The 24,889-nt window shown below is 71.8% G+C and carries 22 protein-coding genes and 1 pseudogene; 8 read left to right on the forward strand and 15 right to left on the reverse strand.

All coding sequences use genetic code 11. The annotated features are described in order from the left end of the window. Nucleotides 1–22 precede the first annotated feature (22 nt). The 11 genes from ACZ5SK_RS00560 to ACZ5SK_RS00610 all read right to left on the reverse strand — a co-directional run bounded on the left by ACZ5SK_RS00560 (nt 23) and on the right by ACZ5SK_RS00610 (nt 11,926). Nucleotides 23–1,540 carry a glycoside hydrolase family 43 protein gene (locus ACZ5SK_RS00560; RefSeq protein WP_334583643.1) on the reverse strand — a complete coding sequence of 506 codons (1,518 nt, stop codon included), beginning with the start codon at nt 1,538–1,540 and terminating at the stop codon, nt 23–25. Further along, nucleotides 1,537–2,391: a DUF6807 domain-containing protein gene (locus tag ACZ5SK_RS00565; RefSeq protein ID WP_334583644.1), complete on the reverse strand. Its 855-nt coding sequence runs from the start codon at nt 2,389–2,391 to the stop codon at nt 1,537–1,539. Before ACZ5SK_RS00565 ends, ACZ5SK_RS00560 begins: the two co-directional genes overlap by 4 nt. After that, nucleotides 2,391–3,578 carry a Gfo/Idh/MocA family protein gene (locus ACZ5SK_RS00570; RefSeq protein WP_334583645.1) on the reverse strand — a complete coding sequence of 396 codons (1,188 nt, stop codon included), beginning with the start codon at nt 3,576–3,578 and terminating at the stop codon, nt 2,391–2,393. Before ACZ5SK_RS00570 ends, ACZ5SK_RS00565 begins: the two co-directional genes overlap by 1 nt. Beyond that, a complete protein-coding gene (locus ACZ5SK_RS00575; RefSeq protein WP_334583646.1) occupies nt 3,575–4,879 on the reverse strand; it encodes a pectate lyase family protein in 1,305 nt (434 codons plus the stop codon). Before ACZ5SK_RS00575 ends, ACZ5SK_RS00570 begins: the two co-directional genes overlap by 4 nt. Beyond that, a complete protein-coding gene (locus tag ACZ5SK_RS00580; protein WP_334583647.1) occupies nt 4,876–5,775 on the reverse strand; it encodes a carbohydrate ABC transporter permease in 900 nt (299 codons plus the stop codon). Before ACZ5SK_RS00580 ends, ACZ5SK_RS00575 begins: the two co-directional genes overlap by 4 nt. Further along, nucleotides 5,772–6,707, reverse strand: coding sequence for a carbohydrate ABC transporter permease (locus ACZ5SK_RS00585; protein WP_334583648.1), 936 nt, complete (start codon nt 6,705–6,707; stop codon nt 5,772–5,774). Before ACZ5SK_RS00585 ends, ACZ5SK_RS00580 begins: the two co-directional genes overlap by 4 nt. A gap of 193 nt (nt 6,708–6,900) precedes the next feature. After that, nucleotides 6,901–8,706 carry an L-arabinonate dehydratase gene (gene araD, locus ACZ5SK_RS00590; protein WP_457493682.1) on the reverse strand — a complete coding sequence of 602 codons (1,806 nt, stop codon included), beginning with the start codon at nt 8,704–8,706 and terminating at the stop codon, nt 6,901–6,903. Continuing rightward, nucleotides 8,703–9,614: a dihydrodipicolinate synthase family protein gene (locus ACZ5SK_RS00595; RefSeq protein ID WP_334583650.1), complete on the reverse strand. Its 912-nt coding sequence runs from the start codon at nt 9,612–9,614 to the stop codon at nt 8,703–8,705. Before ACZ5SK_RS00595 ends, araD begins: the two co-directional genes overlap by 4 nt. Next, the gene (locus ACZ5SK_RS00600; RefSeq protein WP_334583651.1) at nt 9,611–10,291 is read right to left on the reverse strand and encodes a GntR family transcriptional regulator; all 681 of its coding nucleotides are present in this window, start codon (nt 10,289–10,291) and stop codon (nt 9,611–9,613) included. Before ACZ5SK_RS00600 ends, ACZ5SK_RS00595 begins: the two co-directional genes overlap by 4 nt. 197 nt (nt 10,292–10,488) lie before the next feature. Next, on the reverse strand, nt 10,489–11,250 hold the full coding sequence (locus ACZ5SK_RS00605; RefSeq protein WP_334583652.1) for an MBL fold metallo-hydrolase: 762 nt from the start codon (nt 11,248–11,250) through the stop codon (nt 10,489–10,491). Nucleotides 11,251–11,335: 85 nt separating this feature from the next. Next, on the reverse strand, nt 11,336–11,926 hold the full coding sequence (locus ACZ5SK_RS00610) for a TIGR03086 family metal-binding protein (protein WP_334583653.1): 591 nt from the start codon (nt 11,924–11,926) through the stop codon (nt 11,336–11,338). Between the two features lie 132 nt (nt 11,927–12,058). On the opposite strand from ACZ5SK_RS00610, the gene ACZ5SK_RS00615 reads away from it, so the two are divergent. After that, nucleotides 12,059–13,291, forward strand: coding sequence for an MFS transporter (locus ACZ5SK_RS00615; RefSeq protein ID WP_334583654.1), 1,233 nt, complete (start codon nt 12,059–12,061; stop codon nt 13,289–13,291). Here ACZ5SK_RS00615 and ACZ5SK_RS00620 read toward each other — a convergent pair. Both ACZ5SK_RS00620 and ACZ5SK_RS00625 read right to left on the reverse strand, forming a co-directional pair. Beyond that, nucleotides 13,228–14,391, reverse strand: coding sequence for a hypothetical protein (locus ACZ5SK_RS00620; RefSeq protein ID WP_334583655.1), 1,164 nt, complete (start codon nt 14,389–14,391; stop codon nt 13,228–13,230). The genes ACZ5SK_RS00615 and ACZ5SK_RS00620 overlap by 64 nt on opposite strands. Then, complete coding sequence (locus ACZ5SK_RS00625) at nt 14,391–15,350, reverse strand: 5-dehydro-4-deoxyglucarate dehydratase (protein WP_361700311.1); 960 nt, start codon at nt 15,348–15,350, stop codon at nt 14,391–14,393. The genes ACZ5SK_RS00620 and ACZ5SK_RS00625 overlap by 1 nt, the downstream gene beginning before the upstream one ends. 222 nt (nt 15,351–15,572) lie before the next feature. Here ACZ5SK_RS00625 and ACZ5SK_RS00630 point away from each other — a divergent pair, with 222 nt between their 5' ends. The 7 genes and pseudogenes from ACZ5SK_RS00630 to ACZ5SK_RS00660 all read left to right on the forward strand — a co-directional run bounded on the left by ACZ5SK_RS00630 (nt 15,573) and on the right by ACZ5SK_RS00660 (nt 22,981). Then, nucleotides 15,573–16,382: an NAD-dependent epimerase/dehydratase family protein gene (locus ACZ5SK_RS00630; protein WP_079663106.1), complete on the forward strand. Its 810-nt coding sequence runs from the start codon at nt 15,573–15,575 to the stop codon at nt 16,380–16,382. A gap of 315 nt (nt 16,383–16,697) precedes the next feature. Further along, on the forward strand, nt 16,698–17,468 hold the full coding sequence (locus ACZ5SK_RS00635; protein WP_361700308.1) for a DeoR/GlpR family DNA-binding transcription regulator: 771 nt from the start codon (nt 16,698–16,700) through the stop codon (nt 17,466–17,468). A 114-nt stretch (nt 17,469–17,582) separates the two neighbouring features. Beyond that, nucleotides 17,583–18,917, forward strand: a pseudogene (locus ACZ5SK_RS00640) (ABC transporter substrate-binding protein). Then, on the forward strand, nt 18,914–19,852 hold the full coding sequence (locus ACZ5SK_RS00645; protein WP_468575016.1) for a carbohydrate ABC transporter permease: 939 nt from the start codon (nt 18,914–18,916) through the stop codon (nt 19,850–19,852). The pseudogene ACZ5SK_RS00640 and the gene ACZ5SK_RS00645 overlap by 4 nt, the downstream one beginning before the upstream one ends. After that, nucleotides 19,849–20,673 (forward strand): carbohydrate ABC transporter permease, encoded by an 825-nt coding sequence (locus ACZ5SK_RS00650; protein ID WP_334583660.1) that lies wholly within the window; start codon nt 19,849–19,851, stop codon nt 20,671–20,673. The genes ACZ5SK_RS00645 and ACZ5SK_RS00650 overlap by 4 nt, the downstream gene beginning before the upstream one ends. Beyond that, nucleotides 20,670–21,659: a zinc-dependent alcohol dehydrogenase family protein gene (locus tag ACZ5SK_RS00655; RefSeq protein WP_334583661.1), complete on the forward strand. Its 990-nt coding sequence runs from the start codon at nt 20,670–20,672 to the stop codon at nt 21,657–21,659. The genes ACZ5SK_RS00650 and ACZ5SK_RS00655 overlap by 4 nt, the downstream gene beginning before the upstream one ends. Nucleotides 21,660–21,754: 95 nt before the next feature. After that, on the forward strand, nt 21,755–22,981 hold the full coding sequence (locus ACZ5SK_RS00660) for a TerD family protein (RefSeq protein WP_361700483.1): 1,227 nt from the start codon (nt 21,755–21,757) through the stop codon (nt 22,979–22,981). 121 nt (nt 22,982–23,102) lie between these two features. Here the strand turns inward: ACZ5SK_RS00660 and ACZ5SK_RS00665 are convergent, their stop codons facing one another. Then, a complete protein-coding gene (locus ACZ5SK_RS00665) occupies nt 23,103–23,675 on the reverse strand; it encodes a TetR/AcrR family transcriptional regulator (protein ID WP_334583662.1) in 573 nt (190 codons plus the stop codon). A 185-nt stretch (nt 23,676–23,860) separates the two neighbouring features. Next, complete coding sequence (locus tag ACZ5SK_RS00670) at nt 23,861–24,886, reverse strand: 1-aminocyclopropane-1-carboxylate deaminase (RefSeq protein WP_334583663.1); 1,026 nt, start codon at nt 24,884–24,886, stop codon at nt 23,861–23,863. Between the last annotated feature and the right edge of the window lie 3 nt (nt 24,887–24,889).

The following is a 24,889-nucleotide window of genomic DNA, read 5'->3' on the forward strand; positions in this document are numbered from 1 at the left end:
ACAGGCGTACAGAACAGGTGGGTTAAAGAGGTCTGATCCGGAACTCGTTGAACGTGGCGGCCCCCGCGTGCCCGGTTCCGACCGGCGCGACGGCGAAGAGGCCGAGCAGGGCGCCGACCCAGCGCCAGGGAGTGGCGGCGAAGACGGGGCCGGACCGGCGCAGGCCGTCGCCGACGTCGTAGGCGAAACGGCAGCGGGCGCCCGCGCCGATCTCGATCCGCAGTCGGGCCCGCCCGTCGGGGGCGAGCCGCGGGTGAGCGGCGTCGCGTTCCCTCTCGGCGACCTGTTCGGCGAACCGGTGCACGAGGTGGACGGCGCCGTCGGCGCCGCGCTGAAGGCCGATCCAGCCGAAGGCGTCGCCGAGAACCGCGAGCCCGGCGCGGGCGCCCGGGTCCTCGCTGTGCAGCCGCAGCTCCACCTCCACGGCGGACGGGACGCCGGGCAGTCGTTGGGTGAGGATGTTCGGCAGGGTGCGCAGGTCGTTCGCGTGGGCCGTCCGTACGCAGGTCAGGCGCAGTCCGTCGGCGGAGTGCTGGGTGGCGAGGCCGTCATGGGGGTTGGCCGTCCACGACCACTGGCGGCCGAAGCGTCCGCCGGGGAAGTCGTCGTCCGCAGCGGGCGCGGCGGTCGGCTGCGCGGGCAGGTCGGGCCGCCGGTGCCGGAGGACGGGGGCGCCCTCGTCGCCGATGACCGGCCAGCCGTCCGAGCCCCAGCCCATCGGCTGAAGGTGGACGACGCGGCCGTACGCGCCGCGCTGCTGGAAGTGCACGAACCAGTCCTCGCCGGCCGGGGTGCGCACCCAGCCGCCCTGGTGGGGGCCGTTGACCTGGGTGTCCTGCTGCTCCAGGACGACCCGCTCCTCGTAGGGGCCGAAGAAGTCCCGGGCGCGGAAGGCGCCCTGCCAGCCGGTCTCCACTCCCCCGGCGGGGGCGAGGATCCAGAACCAGCCGTCGTGCCGGTAGAGCTTCGGGCCTTCGAGGGTGAACCAGCCGGGGATGCGGTCCCCGTCGACGATCACCTTTCCCTCGTCCAGGACGGCCGTCCCCTCGGGGTGCATGCGATGGCCGGTGAGCCGGTTCTTGACGCCCGCGCGGGACTTCGCCCAGGCGTGGACGAGATACGCCTCGCCGCTGCCGTCGTCCCACAGGGGGCAGGGGTCGATGAGTCCCTTGCCCTCCTTCACCAGGTGCGGGCGGGTCCAAGGGCCCCTGATCTCAGGTGAGTTGACCTGGAAGATGCCCTGGTCGGGGTCGCCCCAGAAAATCCAGAAACGGTCGTCGTGCCATCTCAACGCCGGTGCCCAGACCCCGCAGTCGTGGCGGGGAGTCCTGAACTCCTCTGCGGGTTCAAGTCGTTCGAGGGCGTGTCCGACCAGGGTCCAGTTGACCAGGTCGCGCGAGTGCAGCAGCGGCAGGCCGGGGGCGCGGCCGAAGCTGGAGGCGGTGAGGTAGAAGTCGTCGCCGACGCGCACGACGTCGGGGTCGGACCAGTCGGCGTTCAGGATCGGGTTCGTGTAGGTGCCGTGCTGCTCGTGGGTCACTGGCTGACCGCCTTCCGGACCAGTGCCGCCGCCTCGTCCCGGTCCAGGCGGCCGTCGGCGACGACGGTGACGACGCGCCGTACGGCCGTCTCGCCGGGCGGGATCGGCAGCCGCTCGGCAGAGGCCAGCGAGGAGCCGACGCCCGGGTACTCGCCGGTGCGCACGAACCAGGGGTCGCGGCGGGTGGTGTCGGTGGCGCCCGCGAAGACGAGGGTCCAGCCGGCGCCGGCCAGGGCGAGCCAGTCGGCGCGCCCGCCGTGGGCCGCGGCCTCGCCCTCGGTGTCGGCGGTGAAGACCTGCGGGGCCCCGGCCTCCTTCCGGGCGCGCCAGAAGAAGCCGCCGTAGGCCGCGCCGGGGCGGCCGTTCGTCGCCGGACTGCCGATCGACAGCGGGCCGGAGGTGACGTTGGTGAGGGAGAAGGTGAAGTCCAACGCCCAGGCGGTGTCGGTGAGTTCGGTGGCCGCGACCGTGCGGCGCTCACGCAGCAGCTCGGCCCCGGCGGCGACCCAGCGCAGTTCCTCGACGAAGCCGTCGGGGTCGCGCAGCTGGAAGGAGCCGTGGCGCTGGGCGCCGTGGTTGTCGAGCTCGGTCGGGCCCTGACCCCGGACGTAGGTCCGGCCGCCCCAGAAGTTGTGCCCCTCGACGTCGGGTACGGCTACACCGACGCCGAGGTGGTGTGTGTGGTCGGCCGGGCTCAGTTCGGTGACCGCCGTGCCGGCCAGGGTGGTGACGGGGTGCAGGTAGGGGCGTGGGGAGAGCCGGGCGGGCAGTTCGGGGCGGGTGACGTAGCGGCCGACCGGGCGGCCTGCGACGCGCAGGACGACCGGTGCGTCGGGTGCCGGTGCGGTCATCAGGGGCTCACCTCTTTCGGATGCGCGGTCGTGAACGCCCAGGGGGCGCCCAGTTCGGAGTAGAGGGCGAGGGTGTCGGCGGCGGCCGCGACGAGGCCGTCGATGCCGGGGACGACCCGCCGGTCCTCGTCGGGCAGCAGGCGCCAGGCGTCGTCCGGCAGCTGGACCGGGTCGGGGGCGGTCCGGATCGCCTCGACGACCCGCATGAACGACTCGGTCGCGGCGGGCGGGACGAGCAGTGCGGCCCCGTCGGTGAGGTGGTCGACGAGGTTCTCCAGCAGGTCGGTGCGGCCGTACTCGTACTCCTCGGGGCCGTGGTCGGCGCGCTGGAGCAGGACGCGGTCCTGCTTGTACCAGTACGTGATCCGGCCGCGGCTGCCGTGGACGACGACGTACGGGTCGTCGGGGTCCTCGGCGCACAGGGTGGCCGCGACGACGATTCGACCGCCGTCGGCGGTGGTGACGCGGACGCAGGAGGTGTCGTCGGACTCGATGGCGTTGGCGTGCGCCAGCTCCGTCTCGATGCCGGTGACGTCCTCGGCGCGGGTCGCTCCGGCCAGCGCGAGGGCGGTGGCGACGGCGTGCGCGAGGGGGTTGGTGAGCGCCCCGTCGATCACGTCGACGCCGTTCAGCCGCCGCTTGCCCGCCCAGGGCGCCCGCCGGTAGTACGACTCGGCGCGCGCCCAGGCCCCGGCTCCGCCGACGCCGGCCACCTCGCCGATCGCGCCGTCGGCGATCAGAGTGCGGATCGCGGGCACGGCGTGCGAGCCCAGGGACTGGAAGCCGATCTGGCAGACCACGCCGGCCTCGGCGACCCCGTCGGCCATCCGGCGGAACTCGGCGTAGGACGGCGCGGGCGGCTTCTCCAGGAGCAGGTGCACGCCCTTGCGGGCCGCGGTCAGGGCCAGGTCGGTGTGGGTGGGGATGGGGGTGCAGACGACGGCGATCCGGGCGCCGGTGGCGTCCAGCAGCGCGCCGAAGTCGGCGGACTGCTCGGGCGTGCCGAGGCCCTCGGGGATCTCGTCCGGGGTCAGCGGGGTCAGCTCGCAGATGCCCGCCAGCCGGACGATCCCCTTGTCCTGGAGTCGGCGGATGTTGTCCAGGTGCCAGCGGCCGTGGCCGCGCGCGCCCGCGAGGACGATGGGGACGGCGGTGCCTGTGGTGCCTGAAGTGCCTGTGGTGCTCATGGGATCCTCCCTGCGCCCGCGCCGCGTGCCACCTCGCGGTCGGCCGCCGCGGCGCTGTCGATCTTTTGGTGCAGGGTAGGCGTCCAGCCGACGTCCGCCGTGAGATCACGCTCGCTGCCGCTGTTGTAGGCGTTGTGGATCGCCAGGAGGTCGACGGGCCAGCCGTTGAAGAGGGTGCCGCTCTGGTGCAGGGCGCTGCCGTTCCAGCTCTTGACCAGGTCGGCGGCCTCCACGTGCCCGGGGGTGTGGAAGGCGTTGTTCTCTGCGTAGATCGCGGACTCGGTGGACACACCGAGGGAGTACCGGTACTCGCCGCCCTCCGGGACCACGTATCGGTTGTCGTACACGTGCACCTGCCCGAAACGGACCCGCGGCGCGCGCTGGACGACGGACTCGAACTGGTTGTGGTGCAGGGTCACCCGGAGCTTTCCGCGGTCGCCGGTGGCCGTGTCGCCGTTGCCGATGAGCATCGCCTTGTCATGGTCGGCGAACCGGCTCCAGGAGACGGTGACCAGGTCGGAGCCGCCTGTGATGTCGAGCAGACCGTCGTGGCGGAGGTAGTTGCGGGCGAAGTGGGCAGGCTCGTCCTCGTCCGGGTGGCCCTTGTCGCTCGCGGTGACGTGGTCGACCCAGACATGGGTCGCGCCGGTCAGCCAGATGTTGTCGTACGCCGTCTTCCAGTCGCCGAGGCCGCCGGTGTTGGGCTGCCAGACGGGGAAGCAGTCGTAGGCGTCGCGCAGGTCGAGGTTGCGCAGGATGACGTTGTCCGCGTTCCTGACCTGGAGGCTCGCGCCCTTGAGGACGGCTCCCCTGCCGAGGCCGACGATGGTGGTGTTCGAGCCGACCGGCAGCACGACCCGCTCCGCCTGCCGGGCGGCCGACGCCTGCCGGGCCTCCTCCTGCGGGCCGCTCGGCTTGGCGGAGCCCCAGGTGCGGGGGTCGTAGGCGGTGAGGTACCGCTTCAGGGCGTAGCCGTCGGTGGCGTAGTCGGCGCAGTCCAGGCGGTGGCCGTCGGCGTCGGTGTTGGCGTCGATCGTCCCGGCGATCTTGATGATCTTCGGGGTGTCGCTGCCGCCGTCGAGGGCGCGGACGAGTCCGGCGCGGTCGGTGACGGTGTGGACGTGGGCGTCGTCAGCGGCAGATCCGCCGGTGGTACCGGTGCCGTACGCGGCCCAGCCGTCGTCGGCGGCGAGGGTGTCGCGGCTGATGTCGCGGGACTCTGCGTGGGCGGGGACGCAGAGGGCCCCCAACGCCACCCCCACCACCCCTATCTGGCGGAGCCTCAGCTGACGCCTGCTCATCCCTTCACCGCCCCTGCGCTGAACCCGGTGATCAGCCACTTCTGGATGAAGGCGAAGACGATCACCACGGGCACGGCGGCGATGATGCCGCCCGCGGCCAGCGCGCCCAGGTCGACGCTGTCCGCGCTCATCAGGGTGTTCAGGCCGACCGGAATCGTCTGCTTGCTCTGGTCGGAGAGGAACATCAGGGCGAACAGGAAGTGGTTCCAGGCGTGCACGAAGGCGAAGGAGCCGACGGCGATCAGTCCCGGTCGCAGCAGGGGGAGGACGACGATGCGGAAGGCGGTGAACCGGTTGCAGCCGTCGACCCAGGCGGCCTCCTCCAGGGAGTAGGGCACGTTCCGGATGAAGCCGCTGATCAGGATCATCGACAGAGGCAGCTGGAAGACGGTCTCGGCAATGATCACGCTCGACAGCGAGTTGATCATCTTCAGCTCGGCGAAGATCTGGAAGAGCGGCACCAGAAGCAGCGCGCCCGGCACGAACTGGGTGCACAGCAGGGCGAGCATGAAGCCGCGCTTGATCTTGAAGTCGAAGCGGGCGAGGGCGTAACCGCCGGCCAGGGCGACGCCGGTCGTCAGCAGCAGGGTCGCCACGCCGGTGATCAGGCTGTTCTGGAAGTAGATCCCGAAGTCCCGCTCGTTCCACACCTTCTCGAAGTGGTCGAAGGTCATCGGCCAGGGCACGAGCGAGGTCGAGCCCGCCGGGCGGAGCGCGAAGAGCAGGATCCAGTAGAAGGGGACAAGGGTGAAGACCAGGTAGATCCCCAGCGGGACGTAGATCTGCCAGCGGGGCGCCTCGTCCCAGGCGCGCTTCTTCCCGGGCGGCCGTCGGTCGGCGGCGGCGGGCACGCGCACGGGGGCGGGTGCGATGTCGGTGGCCTCCTTGGTGATCACTTGTCGCCTCCTCCGAACTTGCTCAGCCGCAGATAGACCATCGAGCAGAAGAGCAGGATCACGAACGCGACCGTGGTGAGGGCGGACGCGTAGCCGAAGTTGTGGGCGTCGACGCTGGTGTTGGCGATGTAGAGCGGGAGGGTGGTGGTCTCCCCCGCGGGGCCGCCGCCGGTGAGCGTGTACAGCAGGTCGACGTTGTTGAACTCCCACACCGCGCGCAGCAGCGTGGACAGGACGATGGCGTCCTTCAGATGGGGCAGGGTGATGTGCCAGAACTGCTTGATCCTGCCGGCCCCGTCGACCTCGGCGGCCTCGTACAGGTCCTTGGAGACGGACTGGAGGTCGGCGAGGATGAGGATCGCGAAGAAGGGGACACCGCGCCACAGGTCGGCGACGATCGCCGCCGGGAAGACGGTGGAGGTGTCCGACAGCCAGCTCGTGCCGTACTCGCCGATGCCCATGTCCGCGAGGTAACGGGTGATGCCGGTCTGGGAGTTGTAGAGCAGCACCCAGATCGCGGAGGTCAGCACGCCGGAGACGGCCCACGGCGAGAAGACCAGGGCGCGGCCGAGCGAGCGCCCCACGAAGGTCTGGTTGACGATCAGCGCCAGGGCCAGACCGAACAGCAGCTGCAGTCCGACCTCGACGACGACCCATTTGGCGCTGAAGGTCAGCGTGTCCCAGAACTGCGGGTCGTCGGTGAAGGCGTGGACGAAGTTGTCGAAGCCGGCGTAGCCGTTCCGCCATGGTTTGGTGGGGTTGTAGTTCTGCAGGCTGTAGTAGAAGACGCTGATGACCGGGTAGGCGATGAAGCCCAGCATCAGCAGGGCCGCCGGCGCGATGAGCAGATACGGCAGTCTGCGCGGCGTGGCGGAGGCACGGCGCCGCCGGGGTGGCGCGGGCGGTTTCGCCACGGCTGCGGCTTGGGCCATGACAGGGTCTCCGTTCTCGGTACGTCGTGCGGAGGTCGTACAGGAAGCGCTTTCTCGACGTGCGGAGGTTGCCCCTTTCGCGGTACGGGGTGCCTCTTGTTGCTGTGGAGCGGCCGCGGATGCGTCTTGGCCGGTCGCGCCCACGCGGCGGAGCCTCATATCGATAGAGCCCCGCGCCCCTGAGTGGGCCCGGTCAGCCTGCGTACGGGTCTGGAACCTTGCCCGGCCGTGCCAGGAACTCGAAGTCGCAGCCGGTGTCGGCCTGGGTGATCTGTTCGTTGTAGAGCGCTCCGTAACCGCGCTCGTAACGGGTGGGCGGCGGCGTCCAGTTGGCCCTGCGCCGCTCCAGCTCCTCGTCGTCCACGTTGAGTTGGAGGGTGCGGGCCTCGACGTCGAGGGTGATCGAGTCGCCCGTGCGCACCAGGGCCAGCGGTCCGCCGACGTACGACTCGGGCGCCACGTGCAGCACGCACGCGCCGTAACTCGTCCCGCTCATCCGGGCGTCGGAGATCCGCACCATGTCCCGCACGCCCTGCTTGAGCAGATGATCGGGGATGGGCAGCATGCCGTACTCGGGCATGCCCGGACCGCCCTTGGGGCCGGAGCCCCGCAGCACCAGGACCGTGTCGGCGGTGATGCCCAACTCGGGGTCGTTGATGGTGCGTTGCATGGTCCTGTAGTCGTCGAAGACGACCGCGGATCCGGTGTGCTTGAGCAGCTGCGGCTCGGCGGAGATGTGCTTGATGACGGCGCCGTCCGGGCACAGGTTGCCGCGCAGTACGGCGACCCCGCCCTCGGCGGCGACCGGGTTGTCCCGGAGCCGGATGACGTCGTCGTGGTGGACCTGCGCGCCGGCGAGCTGCTCGCGCAGGGTGTCGAACGAGACCGTCGGGCGGTCGAGGTGGAGCAGGTCCGGGATCCGGGAGAGGAAGCCGGGCAGGCCGCCCGCGAAGTGGAAGTCCTCCATGAGGTACTTCTGGCCGCCGGGGCGGACGTTGGCGAGGACGGGAACCGTGCGGGCGATCCGGTCGAAGTCGTCGAGGGTGAGCCTGACGCCCGCACGGCCGGCCATGGCGATGAGGTGGATGACGGCGTTCGTCGAACCGCCGAGGCCGAGGACGGTCGTCACCGCGTCCTCGAAGGCGTCGCTGGTGAGGATGTCGGAGAGGACGCGCCCCTTGTGGACTTGTTCAACGATCCTCATGCCGGACGATGCGGCCATCCGATCGTGCCCGGAGTCCACGGCCGGGATGCTCGACGCACCCGGCACCGTCACCCCCAGCGCCTCCGCCGCGGCCGTCAGCGTGGACGCCGTGCCCATCGTCATACAGTGACCCGGCGAACGGGCGAGGCCGTTCTCCAGCTCGGCCAGCTCGCAGTCGCCGATCACGCCGGCCCGCTTGTCGTCCCAGTACTTCCACATGTCGGTGCCCGAGCCGAGGACCTCGTTGCGCCAGTGGCCCGGCAGCATGGGCCCGGCCGGCACGAAGACGGTGGGCAGGTCGACGCTCGCCGCGCCCATGAGCAGCGCGGGGGTCGTCTTGTCGCAGCCGCCCATCAGCACGGCGCCGTCGACCGGGTAGGAGCGCAGCAACTCCTCGGTCTCCATGGCGAGCAGGTTGCGGTAGAGCATCGGGGTCGGCTTCTGGAAGGTCTCGCTGAGCGTGGCGACCGGGAACTCCAGCGGGAAACCGCCCGCCTGCCACACGCCCCGCTTCACGGCCTGGGCGCGGTCGCGCAGGTGGACGTGGCAGGGGTTGATGTCGGACCAGGTGTTGAGGATCGCGATGACCGGCTTGCCGAGGTGTTCCTCGGGGAGGTAGCCGAGCTGGCGGGTGCGGGCGCGGTGGCTGAAGGAGCGCAGGCCGTCGGTGCCGTACCACTGGTGGCTTCGGAGTTCCTCCGGACGCTTCGCCGAAGGATGCTTCACCACAGGTTGCCCGGCGGCGGGGGTGGTCTCGTCCGCCGGGCTGACGGCATGATCGTCGAAGCGCTTCATATGGACCATCCGGCGACTATGGCGGCGACCTCGGCGCGCTCGTCCTCGGGCAGCGGCCGGCTCGGGGGGCGGACCTCGCGGCGGCACAGGCCAAGGGAGGCAAGGGCCTCCTTGACGATGGTGACGTTGTTGGCGGAGCCGCTCGCGGCGCGCAGCTCCTCGAAGCGCCTGATCTGTTCCCACACCTTCATCGCGGCCGGATAGTCCCCGGATCGAAGCGCTTCGATCATGTTCAGCGAAACGGCGGGGGCGACATTGACCAGCCCGGACGTGAAGCCGGTGGCGCCCGCGGAGAAGTAGGAGGGGGCGTACGGCTCGGCGAGGCCGGCGACCCAGACGAAGCGTTCCAGGCCGGCGTCGCGCGCGAAGGCGGCGAAGCGGGCGGCGTCCGGGACGGCGTACTTGACGCCGACGACGTTGGGACAGGCGTCGGCGAGCTCGGCCAGGCGCTCGCCGTGCAGCTGCGTGTTGCGGATGTACGGGACGACGCCGAGTTCGGGCACCGCCTGCGCGATCTCCCGGTGGTAGTCGACCCAGCCGCGCTGCGAGACATAGGGGTGGACGGGCTGGTGGACCATCACCATCTGCGCGCCCAGCTCCCGGGCGTGCCGGGCGGAGGCGACGGCGGTGGGGACGTCGTGTCCGACGCCGACGAGGATGACGGAACGATCCCCCGCCTCGTCCATCGTCAACTCCGTGACCAGGCGGCGCTCCTCGGGGGTGAGGGCGTAGAACTCGCCGGTGTTGCCGTTCGGGGTGAGGGTGGTGATCCCGCCGTCGAGCAGACGGCGCAGCAGGGCCCGGTGGGCGTCCTGGTCGATGGAGCCGTCCTGGGCGAACGGGGTCACCGGGATGGCCACCACGTCGGCCAGGGCCGCACGCTGGGTCTCGAACGCCACGCTGCTCATTCCTGACCTTTCTCTGCCTGGGCCCCTTCGAGGGTCCCGTCGTCGGTCTCGGGGAACGCCCGGTGCACGAAGGACGCGATGTGGGCGTGCAGGGCGCGGGCCGCGCCGTCCGCGTCGCCGTCCAGGGCCAGCCGCAGGATCTCGCGGTGCTCGCCGGCCTCGCGCTCCCAGGAGGGCGAGGCGGCCCAGGCGACGGCGGAGACCAGGGCTGCCTGGTCGCGGACCTCGTCGAGCATCCGGCCGAGCAGCGGGTTGCCGCACGGCAGGTAGAGCGCGCGGTGGAACTCCCGGTTGGCCAGGGACCGTTCGGCGGTGTCGGTCGCCGCGTCGGCCATCGTCAGCGCATCGCGGGCCGCGTCCAGGGAGGCGCCGCGCCGTACCGCCCGCCGCAGCGCCTCGGGTTCGAGGAGCAGCCGGACGTCGTAGACCTCGCGCGCCATGTCCGCGTCCACCATGCGCACCGTGACGCCCTTGTACTGGCTCATGACGACCAGTCCGGTGCCGGCCAGGGTCTTGAGGGCCTCGCGCACCGGGGTCTTGGAGACCCCGAACTGCGCGGCGAGCTCGGTCTCGACCAGGGCCTGACCGGGCGTCAGCCGCCCGGTGAGGATGCGGCGTTTGATCTCCTCCAGCACGTACTGCGTGCGGGAGGGGATCGGCGTGGGCACAGAGGTCATGCGCGCCTCTCGGAAGTCGCGTATCTGATCTCGGATCTCGCGTATCGCGTCTCATATATGACGTACGAAGTACGACGCGTTGAAGGTAGGAGGGCCCCTGTGATTCGTCAATGCTTCTGACAAAGGAAGTGTCAAAAGAGGTGTGGGACGGGGTCGTTGGGAAGGGGCGCCGGAAGGGCGGGTCGGGACCCGGGGGGTCAGAAGGGGATGGTCTCGCCCTCGCGTGCGGTGCGGGTGGGGCCGTCGAAGACGACGGCGGCCCGCTCGGTCGCGGCCTTCCGGGTCAGGGCGGGCCCGACGTGGGTGATGTACAGCTCCCGCACCCCCGCCTTGCGGGCGGCGTCGCCGGCGTCCTCCGGCGTGAGATGGACCTGCTGTTCGCGTTCGCCTTCGCGATGCCGGTCGAGATCCGCCTCGCACAGGAACAGGTCGGCCCCAGAGGCGAGTTCGGTGAGCGCGTCGCACGGCCCGCTGTCCCCCGAGTACGCGAAGACGCTTCCCTGGCACTCGGCGCGCAGCCCGTACGCCTCGGTGTCGTGCGCCATGGCGCGCGAGGTCAGGCGCACGTTCCAGTGCCGTACGGTGTGCCCGTCGAACAGGGGCCTGAAGTCGAGGACCTCGCTCAGGAACCGTACGTCCGAGCGGCCGAGGAAGCCGGCCAGGCGACGGGCGCAGTCGAGCGGCGCGTACACCGGGATCGGGGCCGGCGGGGTCATTCCACCGTAGGCGAGCGCGTGGGCGGCGGCGAGGAGATCGGCGCTGTGGTCGGCGTGCAGGTGGGAGATCCAGATCGCCGTGAGCCGGTCGGGATCCGTGTGCCGTTGCAACTCCGCGAACGTCCCGAACCCGGCGTCCACCCAGACCTCGGTCCCCGCCCCGCGCAGCAGATAGCCGGAGCAGGGGCGGCCCGGCCCCGGGTACGGAGAGGCGGTGCCGAGGACGGTGAGGCTGAGGGGCATACGGGGAGCGTACGGTTCGCGACTGCCGGGCACGCCCTGATTGGGTCCGTCTACGACACGATCATCGGGTCGGTCTGGACCTGTCCTACGGCGTCCGGCGCGGGTCCCGTCCGCTCAGTCCGACCGCCCGGTCGAGCAGCGGGGCGTCGTCCGGGACGGGCACGACGGGGCCGAAGATGCCGTTCCCGCGGTCCGACGCCTCGGCGGCCGCCCGCAGGAAGTCGTGCGAGGTGCGCAGCGCGGCCGGGTCGGGCGCGTACTCCTGCCCGGTGGCCCGGGCCAGGTCCCAGCCATGGATGACGAGTTCGTCGACGGCCACGGCGCCCGCGACCGCGCCGGGCAGGTCGACGCCGCCCGCGCGGGTCATGCCGGTCCAGGCGGCCGGGTCGCGCCAGGCGTCGGCGAGTTCGTCGAGCACCTTGGGCAGTTCCTCGCGCCAGCCGGGGCCGATGTCCGTCGCGGTGGTGTCCGGCGGGGTGTCGGTCGTGGACCCGAGGTCCTTGCGGGCGGCGTCGCGGAAGGCGCCGGCGAGGCCGGTCAGATGCCCGAGCAGGTTACGGACCGCGGCGCCCGGGCAGGGCGTCGGATCCGCGAGCTGCTCGTCACGGACGCCCGCCGCGAGGCGCGCGATGATCCGGGCCTGCGGTTCGAGGTCAAGAATCGTCGTATCGGTCATGGAGGGTAGACCGGCCGCCCGCCGAGAACTCATCGGCCGGGGTCCGCCCCGGGTCCGCCCGAGGGCCGTCCGCCGCGCGTAGGGCACCTGCCCGATGCGGGGAGGGCCGCCTTAGACCCACGATGACCAGGCATGACAAAGAACTGGTCCGTGGTGCGCGTCCTGCGGGACCGCGACGCGGCGATCTGTCTGGCGGCGCTGGTGGTCTCCGGCTTCGGTACGTCGGCGTTGTGGCTGGCGTCCGGTGTGTGGGTCAAGGACCTCACCGGCTCGAACGGGCTTGCGGCGCTCTGTGTGCTCGCGCTGTGGGCTCCCACCCTGGCCGGTCCGCTGCTGGGCACGCTCGCCGACCGCACCCGTCGCCGACCCTTGCTCGTCGCGCTCAACCTGGGCCCGGCCGCCCTGCTCCTCACCGTCCTCGCCGTCGACTCCCCCGGCCGGCTGTGGCTGCTGTTCACGGTGCTGGTGCTGTACGGCGCCGCCTCGGTGGTGGCCGACGCGGCCGAGTCCGGGCTCGTCGCCGCCGCCGTCGCCCCGGAGCTGCTCGGCGACTTCAACGGGCTGCGCACGACGGCCGTGGAGGGCATGAAGCTGGTCGCTCCCCTGGCGGGCGCGGGCTTGTACGCGGCGTACGGCGGCCCGAGCGTGGCGCTGCTGGACGCCGCGAGTTTCGTCGCCGCGGCCGGGCTGTACGCGTGCGTGCGCGTGTGTGAGGAACGGCCGCGGCGGGCCCCGGGCGGCCTGCGGGCGCGGACCGCCGAGGGCGCGCGCTTCCTGTGGGGGCACCCGGCGCTGCGCCCGCTGGTCCTGGCCGGCGGTACGACGATGCTGTTCGCGGGTGTCAACGGCGCGCTGGTCTACGCCGTCGTCGAGGGCCTCGGCCGCTCCCCCTCGTACGCGGGCGCGCTGTACGCCGTCCAGGGCGCCGGTTCGGTCGCGGTGGGGCTGCTGTCGGGGCCCGCCCTGCGGTGGCTGGGGGAACGCCGGTTCGCCGCGTACGGCATCGGTCTGACGGCGGTGGCGGTCGCCGCGCGGGCCGTCCCCTCGGACCCGCTGGCCCTGGTGTGCGGCGCGGCCGTCGGGGCGGGGCTGCCCTGTGTGCTGATCGCCGCGCTGACCGCCGTACAGCGGGAGACGCCGGACGCGCTGCTCGGCCGGGTCACCGCCACGGCCGGGACGCTGATGTACGCGCCGAACGCCGTCGGGCTCGCGGCGGGGGCGGCACTGGTCGAACTCGTCGACCACCGCCCCCTGTTGCTCGCCCTGGGCGTATGCCTGACGGCGACCGCCGCCCCGCTCCTTCAGCGCCCGGCGAGCGCCGAGCGCACCGCTTCCAGGTCGCCGTCCGACGCCAACCCTGCGTGATACAGCCGCAGTTCCGTCGCGCCGAGGTCCCGGGCCTGGGCGGCGTCGGCGGAGAGGGTGCCCGGGCTGCCGCCCATGCCGGAGACGACGCCGAGGTTGGCGGCGACGACCGCGTCCGCGCGGCCCTGTTCGACGAAGGGCGTCAGCAGGGCGGGCCCGCCGGCGCAGGGCACGACGACGCCGTCCGCGACGGACAGGATGTGCGCGGGGTCGACGCCCGCGTTGGCGCCCACGTGGTACGTGACGGGGTCGGCGTGCAGCAGGACCTGGAAGCCGTCGGGCGCGGCGGCGCGCACCGCCCCGACCGCGGTCTCCTGGAGCGTGCGGGCGGTGTCGTCGCGCCACGCGCGCGTGGCCGCCGCCGTCTCCTGCCCGAGCAGCTTCTCCACCCCCGCCCAGCCCCCGTCGTCGGGCGCCCCCCGCCAGAGCGGCTCCAGCGCCTCTCGTACGGCGGCGGCGAGCGCGTCGGCGTCCAGGCCCTGGGCGCCGTAGCCGGCCCGGCAGGCGGGGCAGAAGCAGAGCGCCATCAGGTACTGGCCGGCGTCCCCGAGGCCGACGCCGCCGGTCTTGTCGTGGGCGTGCAGATGCTGCAGCCCGTACCAGCCGAGGGACTCCAGTTCGGTGCCGCCCGCGCCGGGGCGTACGGCGGCCTCGGCGGCGAGGTCGACGAGGTACGCGCGCGTGGCGGGCTGTGCGATGCAGGGGGCCCACGGGTAGCGGTCGCCGTAGGCGTTGACGACGGAGGTGTCCGGATGGTCGGCGCCCAGGCGGGAGTTGTGCGCCAGGACCACCCAGGTGTGCACGTCGAGCCCGGCCCCCGCGAGCGCCTCGGCGGCCTCCCCGTAGGCGTCGCCCGGAGCCCAGTCGCCGGCCGGGTACGGGCGCAGGGCGCGGCCCTCCCAGCGGGCGTCCGGCGGGTACAGCACGGCGGCGTGCTCGGCGGTGACGATGCGGTGGCGCGGGTGGCGGGGGGTGAGGGCGCGGGTGGAGTGGTAGGCGGCGGCGAGGGTCACCTGCTCCACGCCGAGCGCGGCGATACGGGCCGGGGCCGCGGGATCGCCGATGACGTCCCAGGGGTAGACGAACGTCGACGCCTTCATTACTTGTCCTCCTCCAGCAGCGCGTGGCCGCGTTCGATCACCTCGGCGAGTCGCTTGACATGATCCTCGCTCGGTTCGTGCAGCGGCGGGCGGACTTCCCCGACGTCGAGGCCGCCCAGCCGGACGCCGGCCTTGACGAGGGAGACGGCGTAACCGCGGCCCTGGGCGCGCAGTTCGACGAACGGCCGGTAGAAGCCGTCGAGGAGGCGGTGGGCGGTGGTGTCGTCGCCGGTGGTGAGGGCCCGGTGGAAGGCGAGGGCGATCTCGGGGGCGAAGCAGAACACGGCCGAGGAGTAGAGGGTGACGCCGAGGGCCCGGTAGGCGAGCTGGGTCTGTTCGGCGGTCGGCAGGCCGTTGAAGTAGAGGAAGTCGCCGGGGACCTCGGTGCGGACGGCGCTGATGATCCGCTGCATCAGGTCGAGGTCGCCGAGGCCGTCCTTGAGGCCGATGATCCCCTCGGTGCGGGCCAGTGCGACGACGGTCTTCGGGGTGAAGACGGCGTTGTCGCGCTGGTAGACGATCACGGGGAGCCGGGTCGCCGCCGTCACCTCCCGGTAGTGGCGCAGCAGGCCCTCCTGGGCGGCGACGACGAGGTAGGGCGGCAGGGCGAGCAGGCCGTCCGCTCCGGCCGTCTCCGCCAGCCCGGCGTAGCGCACGGCGAGCGCGGTCCCGTAGCCGACGCCGGCGATCACCGGCACCCGCCCGTCGGTCTCCTCGACGGCCGCCCGTACGCACCGCTCGAACTCCTCCGGGGTGAGCGCGTGGAACTCGCCGGTGCCGCAGCAGGCGAAGACGGCCGCGGCGCCGGCGTCCACTCCGCGGCGGACGTGGGCGCGGTAGACGTCGAGGTCGAGGGCGCCGTCGGGGCCGTAGGCGGTGACGGGGAAGAACAGCGGTCCGCTGGGGACGCGGAGGCGGGCGGCGAGCGGGGCTGACGTCACAGGCTCTCCCGAGTCCATATTCTTGAGCAGCGTCCATATTCCTGAACGAGCTCACGCTAAGGTGCCCTATCGAGCCCGGTCAAGCCGACCAACCCCCATGACACCAGCAGTTTTGCCGGCCATGCAGGACACTTGACGGGTGCCGCCGCGGCTCCTTAGCGTGTCCATGAATGTGAACTATGGCCACGCATGCGTCCGTCATTGCGAACAGTCCCGCGACCGATCCAAGGAGACCCGAGGATGCCCGCTCCGCGCACCGTCCTGCTCACCGGCGCCGCAGGCGGCCTCGGCACCCTGATGCGGGACCTGCTGCCGGCCTACGGCTACGAGCTGCGCCTGTTCGACCTGCGCCCGATCGACGGCGAGCCGGACGCGATCGTCGCGGACCTGGCCGACCGGGAGGCGGTCCGGGAGGCCGTGCGGGGCGTCGACGCGATCCTCCACCTCGCCGGCATCTCCCTGGAAGCCCCGTTCGAGAAGATCCTCAAGGCGAACATCGAGGGCACCTACCACCTGTACGAGGCGGCCCGCGAAGAGGGCGTCGGCCGGATCGTCTTCGCCTCCTCCAACCACGCGGTCGGCTTCACCCCCCGCCCCCAGGGCGACGACCCTCTGATCCCGGTCGACACCCCGCACCGCCCGGACACCTTCTACGGCCTGTCCAAGTCCTTCGGCGAGGACCTCGCCCAGCTCTACTGGGACAAGCACGGCCTGGAGAGCGTGTCGGTGCGCATCGGCTCCTGCTTCGCCGAGCCGACCGGCGTGCGGATGCTGTCGGTGTGGATGAGCCCCGCCGACGGCGCCCGCCTCTTCCACGCGGCCCTGACCGCCGAGGACGTCGGCCACACGATCGTGTACGGCTCCTCCGCGAACACCCGGCTGTGGTGGGACCTGAGCTCCGCGCGGGCGCTCGGCTACGAGCCGCAGGACGACTCCGAGCCGTACGCCGAGAAGCTGATCGCCGAGCAGGGCGAGCTGGACCCGGAGAACATCGCCCACGCCCACCTGGGCGGCCACTTCGTCAGCGACCCGCCGATCTGGCCGTACTGACTCATCGCCGTATCGGCCTTACTGGCCTTACCGGCCGTACCGGCCGTACCGGCCGAGAAGCACACCTCGCGGGCGGCGGGCGGGCACCGAACGGGCCCGCCCGCCGCCGTATCCGGGCACGCGCGCTGCCCGAACCCACCCGTCCCCCGGCTCCGCCGCAGGTCCGAGGCGGGCGGCCGGGACGGGAAACGGGCCGACCCGGGCAGCAACGGGCCTGCAACAGGCCTGGTCAGTGCCGCGCACCCGCTGTAGAACTTCCCCCATGGGCCGCACCGGGCCCGAACGGGCAGGACGGCGGGAGAGCGAGGTGACGGCATGACCCCGAGAACGGCGGAGGAGCGCCAGCGCGAGATCGTGCGCACCGCGCGGGCCACCGGCTCGGTCGACGTCGCCGCGCTCGCCGCCGAGCTGGGCGTGGCCAGGGAGACCGTACGGCGGGATCTGCGCGCCCTGGAGGACCACGGGCTGGTGCGCCGTACGCACGGCGGCGCCTATCCCGTGGAGAGCGCCGGCTTCGAGACCACGCTGGCCTTCCGCGCCACCAGCCACGTACCCGAGAAGCGCCGGATCGCCGCCGCGGCGGCCGCCCTGGCCGGGGACGCGGAGACCGTCTTCGTCGACGAGGGCTTCACCCCGCAGCTCATCGCCGAGGCGCTGCCCAGGGACCGGCCGCTGACCGTGGTCACCGCGTCCCTGCCGGTCGCGGGCGCGCTCGCCGGGAGGGAGAACACGTCCGTGCTGCTGCTCGGCGGCCGGGTCCGCTCCGGCACGCTGGCCACGGTCGACCACTGGACGACGAAGATGCTGGCCGGCTTCGTCGTCGACCTCGCCTATCTCGGCGCCAACGGCATCTCCCGCGAGCACGGTCTGACCACCCCGGACCCGGCCGTGGGCGAGGTCAAGGCGCAGGCCGTGCGGGCGGCTCGGCGCGTGGTCTTCGCGGGCGTCCACACCAAGTTCGGCGCGGTCAGCTTCTGCCGGTTCGCCGAGGTGAGCGTGCTGGAGACGATCGTGACGAGCACCCTGCTCCCGACGGCCGAGGCCCACCGCTACTCCTTGCTGGGGCCCCAGGTCATCCGGGTTTGAAAAACCAACCCACCCCCCGTATGAACCGACCCGGTTTGTAAATCCAACTCACCCCCTAGGGCACCCCCATGCCGCTCGGCGCCCTAGATCTCCCCTTACGTCCAGGAGCGATCCATGCGAACCCAGAGCCGACGGAGGCCGCGAGCCACACTCGCCGCGGTCGCCGCAGGGACGCTGCTCGCCCCGCTGCTCTCCGGCTGCTGGTCCGGGGCAGGCGGGGCGGGTTCCGGCGGCGACTCCATCAACGTCCTCATGGTCAACAACCCGCAGATGACGGAGTTGCAGAAGCTCACCGCCGGCCACTTCACCAAGGAGACCGGCATCAAGGTCAGCTTCACCGTCCTGCCGGAGAACGACGTCCGCGACAAGATCAGCCAGGACTTCGCCAACCAGGCGGGCCAGTACGACGTGGCGACCTTGTCGAACTACGAGATACCGATCTACGCCCGCAACGGCTGGCTGCAGGCGATGGACGCCCACATCGCGAAGGACCCCGGCTACGACGAGCGCGACATCCTGAAACCGATCGCCGAATCCCTCACCGCGGACGACGGCAAGCTCTACGGCCAGCCCTTCTACGGCGAGTCGTCCTTCCTGATGTACCGCAAGGACGTGTTCGCGGCGAAGGGCCTGACGATGCCCGCGCACCCCACCTGGCAGCAGGTCGCCGACCTCGCGGCGAAGGCGGACGGTGCCGAGCCCGGCATGAAGGGCATCTGTCTGCGCGGACTGCCCGGCTGGGGCGAGGTGATGGCGCCCCTGACGACCGTCGTGAACACCTTCGGCGGCACCTGGTTCGACAAGAACTGGAAGGCACAGCTGGAATTCACCGGAGTTTCGAGAAGGCGACGAAACTCTGCACCGGTTTGGTGCACGACGCACGTTGAGCCCGGCGTGCCCGTTCTGGCCCCGCCGGGTTCCTCAACTGCATGACCTCGTCAGGGCAAGGTCGCCATTTGGCATCCTCCCCGGCCGGAGCCGAAGGATTCCAACCCTCTCAGGCTGAGGTTCACGGGCGCTCGACCACTGCTGTGATGTCACCCCTCCGGCGTACCCCGCCGCGACTCGCCCAGCATATATGCCAGATAGGCCTTCTGGGGCCTGTTGCCCACAAGCAGGCAACTGATCGGCGAGCAGCTCGGCTGGTCGAACGTGCCGGCCGGCAAGCGGGCGTCGACGTACGCGAACGCCGACTACGTGCAGGTGGCCGCCGCCTTCCAGGAGATGACGAAGCAGGCCATCGAGGGGGCGAAACCCAACGACCCCGGGGTGCAGCCGCGGCCCGCGCCCGGCATCCAGTTCGTCGGCATCCCCGAGTTCACCGACCTCGGCACCAGGGTCTCCCAGGAGATCAGCGCGGCCATCGCCGGACGCCAGTCCGTCGAGTCGGCCCTGAGGAAGTCCGAGAAGATCGCCGAGCGGATCTCCGAGGAGTACGAGGGACGATGACCGCGACGACGACGGCCCCGCCGACCACCGCACCCGTACGCCCTCTGCGGCAGTCCTCCGACCGGCTGCGCGCCTGGGCGACCCGGGCTCCGCTGCTGCCCGCCCTGGTCTTCATGATCGTGGTCACCCAGCTCCCCTTCGTGGCGACGCTGGTGATCTCCTTCTTCGACTGGAACGCCCTCTACCCCAAGGCCCGCCGCTTCACCGGCCTCGACAACTACCACCAGGTCCTCACCGACGCCGACCTGCGCCACTCGGTGTGGACGACCGTGCTGCTGACGGCGGCCGTGGTGCTGGTCAGCCTGGTGCTCGGGCTGGCGCTGGCGCTGCTCCTGGACCGCCGGTTCCGCGGCCGGGGCGTGGTCCGCACGCTGCTGATCGCGCCCTTCCTGGTGGTCCCGGTGGCCGCGGCCCTGCTGTGGAAGCACGTCCTCTACAACCCCGAATACGGCCTGTTCAACGGGTTGTTGCACTACGTGGGAGGTCCACAGCCCGACTGGATCTCCGACACGCCGCTGCTCGCCGTCGAGGCCTCCCTCGTCTGGCAGTGGACGCCGTTCATGATGCTGATCCTGCTGGCCGGACTGCAGAGCCGGGACCAGCAGCAGATCGAGGCGGCGCGGGTGGACGGCGCGAGCGACTGGCAGATCTTCCGCCACCTCACCCTGCCCCACCTGCGCCGGTATCTGGAGCTGGGCGCCCTGCTCGGCTCGATCTACATCGTGCAGAACTTCGACGCCGTCTTCACCCTCACCTCCGGCGGCCTGGGCACCGCCAACCTGCCCTACACCGTCTACCAGAGCTTCTACCAGGCCCACGAGAACGGCCTCGCCTCGGCCGCGGGCGTCCTGGTGGTCATCGGCTCGATCGTCATCGCGACCTTCGCCCTGAGGGTCGTCTCGTCCCTGTTCCGCGAGGAGGCGTCCCGCTCATGAACGTCGTACGCCGAGGCGGCCTCGGGCTGTTGGCCTGGGCAGCCGGGATCGTGTTCTTCCTGCCCGTCGCCTGGATGGCCCTGACGTCCTTGCACTCCGAACAGGACGCGGCGACCAACCCGCCGTCCTTCGCCGCCTCGCTCACCCTCGACGGCTACCGCGAGTTCTTCGGCACGGGCGGCGGCGCGAGCCCCTGGCCGGCGCTGGCCAACTCGACGGTGGCGTCCCTCGGGTCGACCGTCCTCGTCCTGCTCCTCGCCCTCCCGGCGGCCTACGCGCTGTCGATCCGTCCGGTGAAGAAGTGGACGGACGTCCTGTTCTTCTTCCTGTCGACGAAGATGCTGCCGGTGGTGGCGGGCCTGCTGCCGATCTACCTGTTCGCGAAGAACGCGGGTCTGCTGGACAACATCTGGCTGCTGGTCGTGCTGTACACCTCCATGAACCTGCCGATCGCGGTGTGGATGATGCAGTCGTTCCTGTCCGAGGTCCCGGTGGCGATCATCGAGGCCGCACGGGTGGACGGGGCCCGGCTGCCGACGATCCTCGCGCGCGTGGTCGCCCCGATCGCGCTGCCGGGCATCGCGGCGACGGCCCTGATCTGCTTCATCTTCAGCTGGAACGAGCTGCTGTTCGCGCGGGTGCTGACGGGTGTGGTCGCGGAGACCGCCCCCGTCTTCCTCACCGGATTCATCACCAGCCAGGGGCTGTTCCTGGCGAAGGTGTGCGCCGCGTCGCTCGTCATCTCCCTGCCGGTGCTCGCCGCGGGGTTCGCCGCCCAGGACAAACTGGTCCAGGGCCTGTCCTTGGGAGCCGTGAAATGAAGGCCGCCGTCATCGAGTCCGTGGGCCGCGCCGTCGTCACCGAGGTCCCCGACCCGACGCCCGGGCCGCGCGAGGTGGTCGTCGAGGTCGCCGCCTGCGGGCTGTGCGGCACCGATCTGCACATCCTGGGGGGCGAGTTCGCGCCCAAGCTGCCGATCGTGCCGGGGCACGAGTTCGCGGGCACGGTGGTCGGGGTGGGCGCCCAGGTCACGGAGGTCGCCGTCGGCGACCGGGTGGCGGTCGACCCGTCGCTGTACTGCCACGAGTGCCGCTACTGCCGCACCGGCCACAACAACCTCTGTGAACGGTGGGCCGCGATCGGCGTCACCACGGCCGGCGGCGCCGCGCAGTACGCGGTGGCGCCGGTGGCGAACTGCGTACGGCTGCCCGAGCACGTGCGCACCCAGGACGCGGCGCTGGTGGAGCCGCTGTCGTGCGCGGTGCGCGGCTACGACGTGCTCCGCGCGCGGCTGGGCGCGCATGTGCTGATCTACGGCTCGGGGACGATGGGGCTGATGATGCTGGAGCTGGCCAAGCGCACGGGCGCGGCCAGCGTGGACGTGGTGGACGTGAACCCGGCGCGCCTGGAGACGGCCCGGCGGCTCGGCGTCTCCGGGGCGGCGGCGAGCCCGGACGAGCTGGAGCGTCCGCAGGGGTGGGACCTGGTCGTGGACGCGACGGGCAACGCGGCGGCGATCCAGGACGGCCTGGACCGGGTGGCGAAGGCGGGGACGTTCCTGCAGTTCGGCGTCGCCGACTACGCGACCAGGGTCACGATCGACCCGTACCGGATCTACAACCAGGAGATCACCGTCACGGGGTCCATGGCGGTCCTGCACAGCTTCGAGCGGGCGGCCGAGCTGTTCGCGAACGGGGTGCTGGACCCGGAGGTCTTCATCAGCGACCGGATCCCGCTGGAGCGCTACCCGCAGGCGCTGGAGCAGTTCGCGGCGGGGGTCGGGCGCAAGATCGTGGTGGTGCCCTGACCGGGCGTTCTCCGGTTCCCTCACCCGGGCAGCGGCTTCGGGCGCGGGTAAGGGAACGGCAAAGTGGTCTCAGTCGTTCACGGGGCATGACAGCTATGACCCCCGGCTCGAACATCCCTCTCTCCGTCGCCCGCGTGACGGTGGACGTCGCCGCCCCGGTGCGACTCGACGTTTCGGGCCTGCTGCTCACCGCAGACGGCAAGGTGCGCTCGGACGACGACTTCATCTTCTACAACCAGCCCCACGGCCCGGGCGTGACGTACCGCTCCGGCGGGGGCACGGCGCCCGACGCGATCATCGTCGACACGGCCGCGCTCCCGCCCGGCATCGAGAAGATCGTCGTCACCGCGAGCCCGGACGCCGCGGGCCAGACGTTCCAGGGCGTCGAGCCGACGGCGACGATCCGCAGCGCGGACGACGACCATGTGCTGGCCACCTTCACGCCCCCGCAGCTCGGCAGCGAGACGGCGCTGGTCGTCGTGGAGATCTATCTGCGAGGCGGCGCCTGGAAGGCCCGCGCGGTCGGTCAGGGGTACGCCAACGGTCTGGCCGGCATCGCCACCGACTTCGGTGTCACGGTGGAGGAGCCCGCGCCGGCCGCCGCCCCGGCCCAGCCGGTCGCCCCTCCCCCGCCGCCGATGCAGGCCCCGGTCGCGCCGCAGGCCCCGCCCATGGACCCGCGGCTCACCGCTCCCGCCCCGCCGGCCGCTCCCCCGGCCCCGCCCGCCGCGGCCCCGGGCACCGGGAAGATCAACCTCGACAAGGGCCGCGTCAGCCTGCAGAAGAACCAGACGGTGTCCCTCATGAAGGGCGGCCGTCCGCTGCTCTCGCAGGTCAAGATGGGTCTGGGCTGGGAGCCCGCGTTCCGTGGCAAGGACATCGACCTGGACGCCTCGGTCATCGCCTACGGCCCCCAGCGCAACCACATCGACAGCTGCTACTTCGGCAAGCTCTCCATCGTGAACGGCGCGATCAAGCACTCCGGCGACAACCTCACCGGCGAGGGCGGCGGAGACGACGAGGTGATCGTCGTCGACCTCGGGCGCCTCCCCCAGGAGGTGTCCGGTCTGGTCTTCACGGTGAACTCCTTCTCCGGCCAGAAGTTCACGGAGGTCGCCAAGGCGTACTGCCGGCTGCTGGACGCCTCGACCGGCGAGGAGCTCGTCCGTTTCGACCTCACCGGCGCCGAACCGCAGACGGGCGTGCTGATGGCCAAGCTGATCCGGCAGTTCTCCGGCGAGTGGGAGATGACGGCCATGGGCGACTTCGTCAAGGCCCGCACGGTACGGAACATGGTGAAGCCGGGCGCCCAGGCACTGTAGGACCTGTCCGGCCGCGTTCGCGTGGCGGCTCCGCTCCGCGCGCCCGCATCCCCTCGCCCGTGTCTTTCGCCCGTACCCGCTCGGCCAAGGGCGCCCGCCTGCACGGGGGCGCCCGCCGCCGTCACCGCGCGGGTCGCAGACCCTCCGTCAGCAGCGACACATAGCGGCGGATGGCGCTGCTGTCCCCCTTCGCCAGCTCCGACGCCGTCGCCACCCCGTGCGCGAGGCGCAGTACGTCGATCGGCTCGATGTCCGCCCGCAGCGTCCCCTCCCGCTGTGCCGCCTCCACCAGCCGGGCCGCCGCGTCCTTCATGTGCGTGCCGCAGGCGGTGACCGCGGTCGCGCTGCCGTCCGCGACGGTGGAGCCCAGCAGGGCCTTCATGCCGCGGACCTGGATCGTGCCGACGCACAGCTCGTTGAGCCACGCCACCAGCGCCTCGCCCGGCGGGAGTTCCCCGGCGAGTTCGTCGGCCCGCACGGCGAGCGCCTCGATCCGGTCGAGGTAGGCCGCCTCCAGCAGCGCCTGCCGGGTCGGGAAGTGCCGGTACAGCGTGCCCGATCCGACGCCCGCCCGCTTGGCGATGTCGTCGAGGGAGGCGCCCTCCCCATGCTCGGCGAAGGCCTCCGCCGCCACCTTCAGCAGGCGCTCGTAGTTGCGGCGAGCGTCCGCGCGCATGGGTCTTCCTTGCGTCATCCAGTTACTCCTTGCGGGCAGCACGCCCCGGACCGGCCGTACTGCCCGCATGCTCCACCACATCCCGCGGGGACACCAGACGGGGAGTGTCCGTGCCCGCCCGCACGGCACGGCACGGCGCGGCGCGGTGCGGCGCGGTGCGGCGCGGTGCGGCGCTGTTCTGTGCGGACTCCGCTCGCGGACGGTCAGAACAGCGCGCTGTAGGCGTTGAGTGCGGGCTGGCCGCCCAGGTGCGCGTACAGCACCGTGGAGTCGGCGGCGATCTCACCGCGTGCGACCACGTCGACGAGCCCGGCCATCGACTTCCCCTCGTAGACGGGGTCGGTGACCATGCCCTCCGTGCGCGCGGCGAGTCGCATCGCCTCCAGCGTGGTCTCGTCCGGGACGCCGTAGACGCCCGCGTGGTAACGCTCGTCGAGTTCGACGTCCTCGACCGTCAACTCCCGCTCGACTCCTATCAGTTGCCCTGCGCTCTGCGCGATGCGGGCGATCTGCTCGCGGGTCCGGGCGGGCTCGGCCGAGGCGTCGATCCCGAGAACGCGCCGGGGGCGCCCGCCCGCCTGCTCCAGCGCGGCGAACCCGGCGACCATGCCGGCCTGGGTCGACCCGGTCACGGAACACACGACGACGGTGTCGAAGAAGACGCCCGTCTCCCGCTCCTGCTCGGCGACCTCGTACGCCCAGCGGGCGAAGCCGAGCCCGCCGAGCGGATGGTCGGACGCCCCGGCCGGGATGGCGTACGGCTTGCCGCCCGACTCCTCGACCTCCCGGAGCGCCTGTTCCCAGCTCTCCTTGAAGCCGATCCCGAACCCGGCCCGGACGAGTCGCACATCGGCGCCGGCGAGGCGGCTGATCAGGATGTTGCCGACCTTGTCGTACACGGGGTCGGGCCACTCCACCCAGCTCTCCTGCACCAGCACGCACTTCAGTCCGGCGCGGGCGGCGCAGGCGGCGACCTGACGGGTGTGGTTGGACTGCACCCCGCCGATCGACACGAGGGTGTCGCAGCCCTGCGCGAGCGCGTCGGCGACCAGGTACTCCAGCTTGCGGGTCTTGTTCCCGCCGTACGCGATCCCGGAGTTGCAGTCCTCACGCTTGGCCCAGAGGGCGGCCCCGCCGAGGTGAGCGGTGAGCCGTTCCAGGGGGTGGACGGGCGACGGGCCGAAGAGAAGCGGGTAGCGGCCGTAGGAGGAAAGGGACTTCGGGGCCATGAG

It is taken from the genome of Streptomyces sp. NPDC031474, assembly GCF_055581185.1.